The 12,431-nt window shown below is 32.5% G+C and carries 12 protein-coding genes; 8 read left to right on the top strand and 4 right to left on the bottom strand.

Translation table 11 applies throughout. The annotated features are described in order from the left end of the window. The first annotated feature begins 109 nt into the window (after positions 1-109). Together KA926_RS09805 and KA926_RS09810 are read left to right on the top strand one after the other, a co-directional pair. Positions 110-1,066: an L-lactate dehydrogenase gene (locus KA926_RS09805; protein WP_107384743.1), complete on the top strand. Its 957-nt coding sequence runs from the start codon at positions 110-112 to the stop codon at positions 1,064-1,066. 148 nt (positions 1,067-1,214) lie between these two features. Next, a complete protein-coding gene (locus KA926_RS09810; RefSeq protein WP_019467834.1) occupies positions 1,215-1,616 on the top strand; it encodes a transcriptional regulator, SarA/Rot family in 402 nt (133 codons plus the stop codon). A gap of 118 nt (positions 1,617-1,734) precedes the next feature. On the opposite strand, the gene mnmM is transcribed toward KA926_RS09810, so the two are convergent. Next, positions 1,735-2,295, bottom strand: coding sequence for a tRNA 5-(aminomethyl)-2-thiouridylate-methyltransferase MnmM (gene mnmM, locus KA926_RS09815; RefSeq protein ID WP_210144212.1), 561 nt, complete (start codon positions 2,293-2,295; stop codon positions 1,735-1,737). After that, positions 2,292-3,245, bottom strand: a complete 954-nt coding sequence (gene mnmL / locus KA926_RS09820) for a tRNA modification radical SAM protein MnmL/YtqA (protein WP_210144213.1) — start codon at positions 3,243-3,245, stop codon at positions 2,292-2,294. The genes mnmM and mnmL overlap by 4 nt, the downstream gene beginning before the upstream one ends. 109 nt (positions 3,246-3,354) lie before the next feature. Between mnmL and KA926_RS09825 the strand changes: the two genes are divergently transcribed. From KA926_RS09825 to KA926_RS09835, 3 genes are all read left to right on the top strand, one after another. Next, complete coding sequence (locus KA926_RS09825; RefSeq protein WP_107505196.1) at positions 3,355-4,524, top strand: MDR family MFS transporter; 1,170 nt, start codon at positions 3,355-3,357, stop codon at positions 4,522-4,524. Between the two features lie 462 nt (positions 4,525-4,986). Further along, positions 4,987-7,401 carry a leucine--tRNA ligase gene (leuS, locus tag KA926_RS09830; RefSeq protein WP_210144214.1) on the top strand — a complete coding sequence of 805 codons (2,415 nt, stop codon included), beginning with the start codon at positions 4,987-4,989 and terminating at the stop codon, positions 7,399-7,401. 21 nt (positions 7,402-7,422) lie between these two features. Further along, a complete protein-coding gene (locus KA926_RS09835; RefSeq protein WP_019467829.1) occupies positions 7,423-7,734 on the top strand; it encodes a rhodanese-like domain-containing protein in 312 nt (103 codons plus the stop codon). Between the two features lie 156 nt (positions 7,735-7,890). Here KA926_RS09835 and KA926_RS09840 read toward each other — a convergent pair whose 3' ends face one another. Together KA926_RS09840 and KA926_RS09845 are read right to left on the bottom strand one after the other, a co-directional pair. Beyond that, complete coding sequence (locus KA926_RS09840; RefSeq protein ID WP_107385129.1) at positions 7,891-7,986, bottom strand: type I toxin-antitoxin system Fst family toxin; 96 nt, start codon at positions 7,984-7,986, stop codon at positions 7,891-7,893. Between the two features lie 175 nt (positions 7,987-8,161). Further along, positions 8,162-9,421 carry a BaiN/RdsA family NAD(P)/FAD-dependent oxidoreductase gene (locus KA926_RS09845; RefSeq protein ID WP_210144215.1) on the bottom strand — a complete coding sequence of 420 codons (1,260 nt, stop codon included), beginning with the start codon at positions 9,419-9,421 and terminating at the stop codon, positions 8,162-8,164. A 129-nt stretch (positions 9,422-9,550) separates the two neighbouring features. On the opposite strand from KA926_RS09845, the gene KA926_RS09850 reads away from it, so the two are divergent. Genes KA926_RS09850 through KA926_RS09860 form a run of 3 tightly spaced genes read left to right on the top strand, consistent with a single transcriptional unit; the run spans position 9,551 to position 12,297 of the window. Continuing rightward, positions 9,551-11,188, top strand: a complete 1,638-nt coding sequence (locus KA926_RS09850; RefSeq protein ID WP_210144216.1) for a putative polysaccharide biosynthesis protein — start codon at positions 9,551-9,553, stop codon at positions 11,186-11,188. Continuing rightward, positions 11,185-11,883, top strand: coding sequence for a pseudouridine synthase (locus tag KA926_RS09855; RefSeq protein ID WP_210144217.1), 699 nt, complete (start codon positions 11,185-11,187; stop codon positions 11,881-11,883). The genes KA926_RS09850 and KA926_RS09855 overlap by 4 nt, the downstream gene beginning before the upstream one ends. Positions 11,884-11,898: 15 nt before the next feature. Next, positions 11,899-12,297 carry a YtxH domain-containing protein gene (locus KA926_RS09860; protein WP_107385125.1) on the top strand — a complete coding sequence of 133 codons (399 nt, stop codon included), beginning with the start codon at positions 11,899-11,901 and terminating at the stop codon, positions 12,295-12,297. Positions 12,298-12,431 lie beyond the last annotated feature (134 nt).

Consider the following 12,431-nt stretch of genomic DNA (forward strand, 5'->3'; position numbering starts at 1 on the left):
ATCACAATAAACATTGATTTTTAAAATAATAATTGTTATATTTATATTGTGAAAAAAATCACATTAAATTTTAGAAATATTTACTTTGAAATAAAAGGAGCGATTTAACATGAAATTTGAAAAAGGGAATAAAGTAGTTTTAATAGGTGATGGAGCAGTTGGATCAAGTTATGCATTTGCATTAGTTGCACAAGGCTTAGCTGATGAATTAGTAATTATTGATTTAGATGAAGCGAAAGTTAAAGGCGATGTTGCAGATTTAAATCATAGTGCACCATATGGTGATTCACCTGTTAAAGTAAAAGCTGGTAATTATGAAGATTGTGGTAATGCTGATTTAATTGTTATTACTGCAGGAGCTGCGCAAAAGCCAGGTGAAACTAGATTAGATTTAGTAGAAAAAAACACAAAAATATTTAAAGACATTGTCACAAAAATTATGAACACAGGATTTAATGGTATTTTTCTTATAGCAACTAATCCAGTAGATGTATTATCATATGTAACACAAAAAGTTTCAGGCTTACCGAAATCACAAGTTATTGGATCTGGTACGATACTAGATACTGCACGATTTAAATTTGAACTAGCACAAGAATTTGGTGTGTCACCTTGGAGTGTGGACGCACAAATTATTGGTGAACATGGCGATTCTGAATTAGCAGTATGGTCACAAGCTAATATTGCTGGTCAACCAATATACCATGCATTGAAAGATAACCCTGATAAACAACATAGAATAGATGAAATATTTACTAACACAAGAGATGCTGCATATGATATTATCCAATCAAAAGGTGCAACGTATTATGGTATAGCAATGGGCTTAGTTCGTATAACACAAGCTATTTTAAAAAACCAAAATGTAGTATTACCTGTTTCAAGTTACTTAGAAGGTGAGTATAATCAAAATGATATTTATATTGGAGTTCCAACATTAATTAATAGAAATGGCGCAATTAAAGTATATGAAACGCAATTAAATAGTGAAGAAAGTGAAAAGTTTGAAAATTCTGCCATAATTTTGAAAGATATGCAAAATAAAATCAAACAACTAATTGCATAATTCATAATTTAATTTTAAACTGTATATAAGATTAATTTTATTGAAAATATCAAAATTTATTCTGATATGAATAAATTTTGCTTTGAATGATTTTTTGGTAAATTAATTTTACATGTTTAACTTTATATTATGATTGGGGGATATTTCTATGGGGAAGACAATTGCTGATATGGTAGATAGTGTCCTTAGATTGGAACATGTACTTAAAGATATTGAAGATATCTTTGGAAAAGTACAGAAACAATATAAAATGTCAAAAGAAGAAATATTAATTCTTTTAACACTTTGGGAAGAAGGATCAATGACGCTTAAAGAAATGGATAATTATGTGAAAATTAAATCATATAAACGTACAAGAACATATAACGATTTAGTTGAGAAAGCATGGATTATTAAAGAAAGACCCGTTAATGACGAACGTACAGTAATTATACATTTCAATGAGGATTTAAAAGATCAAAGGGAAGAACTTTTAAATTGTTTTAAAGCGGAAATAAACGAAAAATCATCTACTATACAATCTAGTCTTAAATCTATCTTAAAATTATAGGGAATAATTATAGTTACAAAATGACAAGTTAGACTCAAAATAGTAATAGGTAGTTAATATCTATACTAAAATAAAAATGCATCTCCGCTTAAAAGGAGATGCATTTTTATTATATATATTATCTTTTTTCAATTGCACAGATAAATGGTGCATTGTTTTTTTGGTTAATAAATTGATATTGTAATATGTGCGCTTTGTTTTGGTCAAAATGTTGTAGATAATTTAATAATGCATCACGTTCGATTTTACCTTCATCATGCCCATGATATATAACTAGTACTATAATACCTTCTGTCGCTAATATATCAAATATTTCGTCTATCGCTGCTAATGTACTACTAGAGTTTGTTACAATTGATTTGTCACCCTTAGGCAAATACCCTAAATTAAAAATGGCTGCATCAATTTGTCCAATTTCGTTACTTTGTATATATTGCTTTACTTTAGCATGACTATCTTGAATTAAGCGTACATTTTTAAATACGTCTGTCTTTTTGCTTGTATTTTGAATTGCAATTTCTTGAATATCAAAAGCGTAGACTTTACCATTTGGTACTTGTTGTGCTAGAAATTCGGTATCATTACCATTACCACATGTGGCATCAATAACAATACTATCCTTGTTGATGTGTTGCTGTAGTAGCGTTTTGGAAAATGGTAAAATACGTTCTAGTTTCATGATTTAACCGTCGTTTCATAGTATTTTCCTTGATAAGAATTTCTTCGTGCTAATTCCTCATCAATTTCGTTAAGCACTTCCCATTTGTTGACACTCCACATTGGTCCAACCATCAAGTCAATCGGACCATCACCAGTAATTCGATGAACGATCATTTCTTTTGGTATAATTTCTAGCTGATCACAAACTAAATTTGTATAATCATCTTGTGACATGAATTCTAGCATACCTTTTTCGTATTGTTTTACCATTGGTGTGCCTTTAAGGAGATGCAATAAGTGTATTTTAATACCTTGGACGTCCATTTGTGCTACTTCTTTAGCTGTTTCCATCATCATGTCATAATCTTCTTCAGGAAGCCCATTAATAATATGTGTACATACATTTATATTATGTTTTCGTAGCTTGGCCACTCCTTCATAATACGTTTTCATGTCATGTGCACGATTGATCAAATCTGAAGTTTTTTGGTGTACTGTCTGTAGACCTAATTCAACCCATAAATAAGTACGTTCATTTAATTCAGCTAAATATTCTACAACATCATCCGGTAAGCAATCAGGCCGCGTTCCAATAGATAATCCGACAACGCCGGGTTCTTTTAATGCAGTTTCGTATTTTTCTCTTAATACTTCTACTGGTGCATGTGTATTAGTAAATGCTTGGAAATAAGCAATATACTGACCTTCATGCCATTTTTCATGCATTCTATCTTTGATTTGTTGAAATTGAACATCTATCGGATCTACACGATTTCCTGCAAAATCTCCACTTCCTGCTGCAGAACAAAATGTACAGCCACCATGTGCAACCGTGCCATCTCTATTTGGACAATCAAATCCTCCGTCAATTGCAACTTTAAAGATTTTTTGTCCAAATTTATTTTTTAAATGATAATTCCAAGTATGATATCGTTTATTCTCGAATGCGTAAGGGAAGAATTGTCCCATATAACATTTTCCTTTCTAAATTCATTCTAGTTAAAGATTTTAACATATTTTAATGATATAGTGTTTAGAGTAAAAACAGAAATTTAAAAAAAGAAGGGAGCTTATGGTTATGAATATGCCAAAATCAGTGTGGTGGTTGGTTATTGGTATGGCATTAAATATCACAGGCTCAAGTTTTTTATGGCCATTAAATACAATATATATGAATGAAGAATTAGATAAAAGTTTAACTATGGCCGGGTTAGTTTTGATGATTAATTCATTTGGCATGGTCATAGGGAATTTACTAGGTGGTAATCTATTTGATAAATTGGGTGGCTATCGAACAATTATGATTGGTACAGTGATCTGCTTAAGTAGTACTACCTTGTTAAATTTTTTTCACGGATGGCCATGGTATGCAGTTTGGTTGGTTTGTCTTGGCTTTGGTGGTGGCATGATTGTACCAGCAATTTACGCACTAGCCGGTGCAATTTGGCCGCAAGGTGGTAGACAAACTTTTAATGCGATATATTTAGCTCAAAATCTAGGGGTGGCGATTGGCGCAGCTTCTGGCGGTTTTGTGGCGGAATTAAGTTTTAATTATATATTTATTGCTAATTTGCTCATGTATATTGCATTTGGCATAGTTGCAATTAGTCAATTTAATATTAAATTGGACGTTAAAGTAAAATCAAATGATGCCATGAGTTTATTAGATAAAGCGTATAGACCTCAATTCATTGCATTAACATTGTTATGCGTGATGTTTAGTATTTGCTGGATTGCTTATATTCAATGGGAAAGTACAATAGCTTCATTTACACAAGAGCTAAATATCTCTATGAGCCAATACAGTTTATTATGGACTGTCAATGGTATCATGATATTAGTAGCACAACCATTAATCATTCCGATAATCAGATTATTAAAAGGTAATCTGAAACATCAAATGTATGTTGGAATAGGTATTTTTATCATATCTTTTTTTGTCACAAGTTTTGCTGAACAATTTTCTGTATTTATGGTAGGTATGATTATATTAACATTGGGAGAAATGTTTGTTTGGCCAGCTGTTCCAACTATCGCAAATCAACTTGCGCCTAATGGGAAAGAAGGTTCATTTCAAGGTTATGTAAATTCTGCAGCGACAGTAGGTAAAGCATTCGGACCACTTATTGGTGGCGTAGTTGTTGATATGTTTAACATGCAAATTATGTTTTTAAGCATGATTTCATTGTTAGTTTTATCACTCGTATTTTTAACATTCTATGATCACAAATTACCAAAAGATATTTAGCATAAAATTGTGGCAATATTGTAGTCAACAATAGTAGATTTAGTTAACTTTTAAACCCAGATAATTGTTGTTATATGATAAAAAGGACAAGTATTGTTAATTCAGCAAGTGATGCTTATTGAATTAACAATATTTTTACGTATTATTTTAATAAATTTATATATGCATTAAGATGAAGCTTGAAAATCAACTTTATACTTGAAATAAAGGGCTTTTTCAAATATCATAAGAAGAGTATAGGAGTAGTAACTTGAAAGCTTTTCCACAGAGAGCTAAGGTTGGTGGAACTTAGCGTGAAGCATCTAGTGAACTTACCAGGACTTAAAATGAATGAATGACATCTCTTACTATTAATTAAAATGAGTGCACATTAAGTGAAACAGGGTGGTACCGCGGTGAAAAATCGTCCCTATTATATAATAGTTTGAGGTGTCTTTTTATTATTGAACAGGAGGAAATGAAGTGAATTACAATCATAATGAAGTTGAAAAAAAATGGCAGGATTATTGGGAAGACTATAAAACATTTAAAACTGAAGATAATTTAGGCCAAAAAAAATTTTATGCACTTGATATGTTCCCTTACCCATCTGGAGCAGGATTGCATGTAGGACATCCTGAAGGTTATACAGCTACTGATATTATTTCAAGATACAAACGTATGCAAGGATATAATGTATTACATCCTATGGGGTGGGACGCATTTGGTTTACCAGCTGAACAATATGCGCTAGATACCGGGAATGATCCCCGTGAATTCACTAAACAAAATATCCAAACGTTTAAACGTCAAATTAAAGAGTTAGGATTTAGTTATGATTGGGATCGAGAAGTTAATACAACAGACCCAGAATATTATAAATGGACACAATGGATATTTATCCAATTATATAATAAAGGGCTTGCTTATATAGATGAAGTAGCAGTGAACTGGTGTCCTGCCTTAGGCACTGTATTGTCAAATGAAGAAGTTGTCGACGGTGTTTCTGAACGTGGCGGACACCCTGTTTATAGAAGACCGATGAAACAATGGGTACTTAGAATTACTGAATACGCTGACAGATTACTTGAAGATTTAGATGACTTAGATTGGCCTGAATCCTTAAAAGATATGCAACGAAATTGGATTGGACGTTCAGAAGGTGCATCTATAACATTTAATGTAGAAGATATTAATGATCAAATAGAAGTGTTTACAACCCGTCCTGATACTATTTATGGTGCTACATTCCTAGTGTTGAGCCCTGAACATGAACTCGTTAACAAAATTACTACCTCAGAACATCAAGAAAGTGTTGAGAAATACCAACAAGAAGCGGCGATGAAATCAGATTTAGAACGTACTGGACTAGCTAAAGAAAAATCTGGAGTTTTTACTGGAGCGTATGCAATTAATCCTTTATCTGGTGAGAAAACGCCAATTTGGATAGCAGATTATGTCTTATCTTCTTATGGTACAGGAGCAGTTATGGCTGTCCCTAGTGGAGACCAAAGAGACTATGAATTTGCAAAAACTTTTGATTTACCAATTATAGAAATCATTGAAGGTGGAGACATATCTGAAGCAGCTTATGACGGCGATGGACCTCATATTAATTCAGGAGAGTTAAATGGTCTATATAATAATGAAGCGATTGAAAAAGCAATTACATTATTAGAACAAAACAATTCTGGAACTAGAAAAGTTAATTATAAACTGAGAGATTGGTTATTTAGTCGTCAACGTTATTGGGGTGAACCTATTCCTGTAATTCATTGGGAAGATGGGACTATGACGACTGTTCCCGAAGATGAATTGCCATTACTCCTACCGGAAACTGACGAAATTAAGCCTTCAGGTACAGGTGAATCACCATTAGCTAATATAGATGCATTTGTTAATGTCGTGGATAAAGAAACTGGAATGAAAGGTCGTCGTGAAACAAATACAATGCCACAATGGGCAGGCAGTTGTTGGTATTATTTACGCTTTATTGATCCAGATAATGAACAGATGTTAGCTGACCCAGAAAAGTTAAAACATTGGTTGCCTGTAGATTTATATATTGGTGGCGTTGAACATGCAGTGTTACACTTGTTATATGCTAGATTTTGGCACAAAGTCTTGTATGATTTAGGTGTAGTACCTACCAAAGAACCATTCCAAAAATTATTTAACCAAGGTATGATTTTAGGCGAAGGTAATGAAAAAATGAGTAAATCTAAAGGTAATGTTATCAATCCAGATGATATTATCAAATCGCATGGTGCTGACACGTTAAGACTATATGAAATGTTCATGGGTCCTCTAGATGCTGCAATTGCTTGGAGTGATAAAGGATTAGATGGTTCAAGACGTTTCTTAGATAGAATTTGGAGACTTTTAATTACAGAAGACGGTTTAATCACAGAAAAAGTAGTCAATACTAATAATAAAGCTTTAGATAAAAGTTACCATCAAACTGTGAAAAAAGTTTCGGAAGACTTTGAAACATTAAACTTCAATACGGCAATTAGTCAATTGATGGTCTTCATTAATGATTGCTATAAAGTTGATGAGATTTATAAACCATATATTGAAGGGTTTATTAAAATGTTAGCACCGATTGCACCACATATAGGTGAAGAATTATGGGCGCGCTTAGGACATGAAGAAACAATTACTTATCAACCTTGGCCATCATATGATGAAACATTATTAGTCGATGATGAAGTAGAAATTGTCGTTCAAGTAAATGGCAAAGTTCGTACTAAGATCAATGTTTCTAAAGATATTTCAAAAGATGAAATGGAAACAGCAGCATTAGGTAACGAAAATATTAAAGCTGAAATAGAAGGCAAAGATATTAAAAAAGTGATTGCAGTACCTCAAAAACTTGTTAATATTGTTGCCAAATAACACAAAAGGGGCGTTTATATTATGGAAACTATTACTATAGATGAATTGAAATCAAAAATTTTAAATTCTAATCCTATTCATATCGTAGATGTGAGAACCGATGAAGAAACAGCAATGGGCGTAATACCAGAAGCGGAAACGATACCTATGGATAAAATTCCTGATAATTTAAATCACTTCAACTCAGAAGATACGTATTATATTATTTGTAAAGTTGGTGGCAGAAGTGCACAAGTCGTTCAGTATTTAGAACGTAATGGCGTTCATGCAGTCAATGTTGAAGGTGGCATGGATGCATGGGGAGATGAAGGTTTAGAAATTAAAAGTATTTAATTTTTAGACAGAGTGAAAATAAGCCGATGATTTTGCATTTTATGCAAATATAGTGTTATAATACGTTTAACAAAGATATCAATACAGATACACCAAACCCCCTCACTATTGCGAGTAGTGAGGGGGTTTTTTGGTGTTAGCTAAGTGTCGCCTATTTTACTTGTCATTACGATTGCGCAGCCAGTACGCAAATAACGTAACGATACAACCACTGATGACAGTAGTCATAATATGAACAAAGATATCAATCACAAAATACACCTCCTCCCTACGTCTATTGACGCCTGAGAGTAGGCGACTTAAGTATTATAACATTACGTGTGTCACTCGCATAGAAAGTATCAATCATTAAAATTGATAAATAGTGAATTTGTTTTAAACGTAAGTCGTGGAGCTAATAGGTGACAAATTATATAAATTGATATGTTTAACGTTGAAATTTACTTGCATTTGTTCCTGATATATGACCTGTAACTAAAGCACTGGTAATATTATAGCCACCAGTATAACCATGGATATCTAGCAGTTCGCCACACATAAATAATCCCGGAGTTAATTTTGACATCATCGTTTTGGGTTCGATTTCTTTAAGAGAAACGCCTCCTCCAGTTACGAAAGCTTTTTCAATTGATAAAGTTCCATTAACTGTAAACGTAAAGCCTTTAAATAAAGTAATCAATTTATTAAATTGTTCATTAGACATATGATGTGCTGTTAATGTTTCTGAAATATTTGCTAATTCTAACATATATAATAAATAACGTTCTTCGATTAAACCATGTAAGCTATTTTTTACATATTTATCTGGTGTATTCTTTAATAATTCACTTACTTTATCTTCTAATTGTGCAAAGCTTAGTTCTGGAAAAGCGTCTAATTGCATATCAATATCTTGGCGTTTTTGATTTTTTTGTTCCTTATATACAAATTGGCTACATCTTAAAGCGGCAGGGCCACTGATTCCGAAATGAGTGAATATCATATCCATTTGATGTGTCACACGTTTTTTACCATTTTTCTTTAATACAGATAGTGCAACATTTTTTAAGCTCAATCCTTTTAACCTTTTATTATTTATAAAAGGTTCGGATGACGTAATTGGTACTTCAGTCGGGAAAAGTTCTGTAATTGTATGTCCCAAGTGTTCAGCAAATTTGTAACCATCACCAGTTGATCCAGTCTTTGGCACACTCGTACCACCTGTAGCGATAATCAAACTATGACCTTCAACAGTTTGTTGATTATCTAAAAATACTTTGAAAGTCTGTTGTGGTGTATGTTCAATAGCATGCACTGAAGTTTCTTGTTTTACAGTTACATTATTCTCATCAATTGTACGAATTAATGCATCTACAACATCCTGTGCTTTATTAGAAACAGGGAACATACGTCCATGGTCTTCTTCTTTAAGTGCAACACCACGTGATTCAAAAAAGCGAATAATAGATTCATTATCAAATACGGAAAAAGGACTATATAAAAATTTTCCATTTCCTGGTATATTTTTAATTATCTCTTCATATGGTAAACGGTTAGTGACGTTGCAACGCCCACCACCAGAGATTTTTAATTTGCGACCGAGTCCTTTTTTCTTTTCTATGAGAAGGACTTTATCGCTATGTTGACTTGCGGCAGCAGCCGCCATTAAACCGCTAGGGCCACCGCCAATAATAATTGTTTGGTACATTTGATTGCCTCACTTTACTAAATAGTGTTATTTTATAGTTTATAGTAATATAGTTTTGAAAAAAAGTGTTTATAACGTTATGATTAAAGTTATGATTGTAAAAATTTAATTTGAGATAGGAAGATCTGAATGAGTGAAAGTAAAGAATTAGTTAGGGGTACCTTTTTAATCACCCTTAGTATATTGATTACTAAAGTCTTGGGTGTTTTATATATTATTCCTTTTTACTCCATTATTGGTGGAGAAGAAAAATTGGCACCTTTTAACTATGCATATACGCCGTATAATATTGCCATTGCAGTCGCAACTGCTGGGGTGCCATTAGCGGCGTCTAAATATGTGTCTAAATATAACGCTTTAGGTGCTTATAAAGTAAGTGAAAAGTTATATAAATCTAGCTTTATAGTTATGACTATAACAGGATTTATTGGATTTTTCATTTTATATTTATTAGCACCAAGTATCGCCACAATTACTTTAGCACATGAATCTGGTACTAAAGGTGGTTGGTCAGTAGCTGATATTACATGGATTATTAGAATAATCAGTATGGTGGTCATATTTATACCATTACTTGCTACGTGGCGTGGTGTGTTCCAAGGTTATAAATCAATGGGACCAACTGCGGTCTCAGAAGTCATAGAACAAATCGCACGTATATTATTTATTTTAGTAGGAAGTTATTTAGTACTTAATGTCTTTGGTGGAAGTGTGCTACAAGCCAACGGTATAGCAACATTTGCTGCTGCAATAGGTGCGATAGCAGGGATATTTACATTATGGTATTACTGGAGAAAGAGAAAACCTAACATTGAAAAAATGGTAGCAACGGATACTTCAGATATCACAGTTTCCTATGGAAAAATGTATAAAGAAATTATTTCTTATAGTATCCCATTTGTAATTGTTAGTTTGAATTTCCCACTGTTTAATCTAGTAGATCAGTTTACACATAACGGTGCCTTAGATTTGGCTGGTGTACCAAGCCGTTTACATGACTATTTCTTTACCATTTTAAACATGACGACAAATAAAATAGTGATGATTCCAACGTCTTTATCTGCTGGTTTTGCAGTGAGTTTAATCCCATTTATCACTAAGACGTATGAATCGGGTGAATTAAAAGAAATGCACAGACAAATCAGAACATCTTTAGGGGTTCTAATGTATATTACAGTCCCAGCAAGTCTGGGTATTATGGCCTTAGCTTTACCATTATATACTGTCTTTTATAGTTACAATGTCGATGGTAGTCAATTGTTATTTTATTATGCACCTGTGGCAATTTTAATAGGATTATTGAGTGTGACAGCATCTATGCTACAAGGCATTGATAAACAAAAATTAACAGTGTTTGTAATTTTAGCGGCAGTAGTATTAAAAGTAATACTAAACACGCCATTGATTATGGCTTTCCATACTGCCGGAGCAATTTTAAGTACGGCAATAGCATTGCTATTTGCTGTTATCTGTAATTTTTATATACTTAAAAAATATGCTAATTTTGATTTCTCAGAAACATGGCTACATTTTGGTAAAATTTTCTTATACGGCTTCTTAATGATGGTCGTAGTTGAATTATCATCATTTTTATTACAAATGGTTATTTCACCACAAACTAAATTTGGCGCTTTAGCAATTTTAATTATTAGTGTCATTATAGGTATGATTGTTTACGGTGGAATTACGATGAAGACAAAACTGGCCGATCAATTTTTAGGAGATATTCCAAATAAACTTAGACGTAAATTAGGTCTTATAAAATGAGATTAGATAAATTTTTAGCTAATATGGGTGTCGGAACGCGTACAGAAGTTAAACAGTTATTGAAAAAAGGTACGATTACAGTTAACAATAAAATAGAAAAATCTCCTAAAAAGCAAATAGACCCAGAAAATGATGTAGTTCAAAAAAACAATGAAACGATTCATTATATAGATAAAGTCTATCTAATGTTAAATAAGCCTAAAGGCTATGTATCTGCAACAGAGGATGACCAACATCAAACAGTTGTAGACTTGGTTGAACCATATCGGTTTTTAGAAGTTTTTCCAGTGGGGCGATTAGATAAAGACACTGAGGGTTTGTTATTAATTACGAATGATGGAACTTTTAATCATGAACTAATGAGTCCTGCTAAGCATGTTTCTAAAACATATGAGGTAATTTCTAAAAAAAATATTACAAATAATGATATAAAATCATTTAAAATGGGTATTGAATTGAATGAGGGTTTGGCGAAACCTGCAACTTTAGTAAAAAGTGATGAGGCATATAAATCATTTGTCACAATTTATGAAGGAAGATATCATCAAGTTAAGCGTATGTTTCATGCTATAGATAATGAAGTTCTGAAATTGAAACGTATTAGCATTGGTGAACTAAAACTGGATGAATCTTTAGAACCGGGTGAATATCGCCACTTAACTCAAATAGATTTTAAACAATTAGGATTAAAATAATAAAGAGGTGTTATTATGTCAAAATTATTAAAAGCAATTATAGGTGTTGGAGGCGCAGCTGCTGCAGTTGTTCTTTCTAAAAAAGAGAATAGAGATAAATTAAAGGATGAATATAGTAAATATAAATCAAATCCTGAGTCCTATAAGCAAAACGCAAAAGACATCGCTAGTCAAATCAGTTCAAAAGCCAATGAAACTTATAATGAAGTAAAACAAGACCCTAAAGGTTATGCTTCAAAAGTAAAACAAGATCCTAAAGGTTTCATTAACGAACAAAAAGATCGTTTTAAAGGCGAATCTGAAGAAGAAGAACATGTTGAAGAAGCGAGATTTACTGATGAAGGTGCAGCTGATCCTTCAAATAATCTTCGCGTCGTTACCGAAGAAGAACTCAAAAACAATAAAAACAAATAAGCAATGATTAATTTAGTTTTTTAACCTAGTTCATAGTTTTGAACTAGGTTTTTTTATATTAATACAGATTTTGAAAGACATGTATGTGAAAGGCTTCAATCTGTTTTTTAATTAATTATACAGTGAATTTTTTT

The organism is Staphylococcus sp. GDY8P94P (genome assembly GCF_017892255.1).
Classification (GTDB): Bacteria; Bacillota; Bacilli; order Staphylococcales; family Staphylococcaceae; genus Staphylococcus; species Staphylococcus cohnii.

Excerpts from the sequence above, each read along its gene's own strand:
- KA926_RS09805 (WP_107384743.1), top strand. The coding sequence starts at position 110 with ATGAAATTTGAAAAAGGGAATAAAGTAGTTTTAATAGGTGATGGAGCA.
- KA926_RS09810 (WP_019467834.1), top strand. The coding sequence starts at position 1,215 with ATGGGGAAGACAATTGCTGATATGGTAGATAGTGTCCTTAGATTGGAA.
- mnmM (WP_210144212.1), bottom strand. The coding sequence starts at position 2,295 with ATGAAACTAGAACGTATTTTACCATTTTCCAAAACGCTACTACAGCAA.
- mnmL (WP_210144213.1), bottom strand. The coding sequence starts at position 3,245 with ATGGGACAATTCTTCCCTTACGCATTCGAGAATAAACGATATCATACT.
- KA926_RS09825 (WP_107505196.1), top strand. The coding sequence starts at position 3,355 with ATGAATATGCCAAAATCAGTGTGGTGGTTGGTTATTGGTATGGCATTA.
- KA926_RS09835 (WP_019467829.1), top strand. The coding sequence starts at position 7,423 with ATGGAAACTATTACTATAGATGAATTGAAATCAAAAATTTTAAATTCT.
- KA926_RS09845 (WP_210144215.1), bottom strand. The coding sequence starts at position 9,421 with ATGTACCAAACAATTATTATTGGCGGTGGCCCTAGCGGTTTAATGGCG.
- KA926_RS09850 (WP_210144216.1), top strand. The coding sequence starts at position 9,551 with ATGAGTGAAAGTAAAGAATTAGTTAGGGGTACCTTTTTAATCACCCTT.
- KA926_RS09855 (WP_210144217.1), top strand. The coding sequence starts at position 11,185 with ATGAGATTAGATAAATTTTTAGCTAATATGGGTGTCGGAACGCGTACA.
- KA926_RS09860 (WP_107385125.1), top strand. The coding sequence starts at position 11,899 with ATGTCAAAATTATTAAAAGCAATTATAGGTGTTGGAGGCGCAGCTGCT.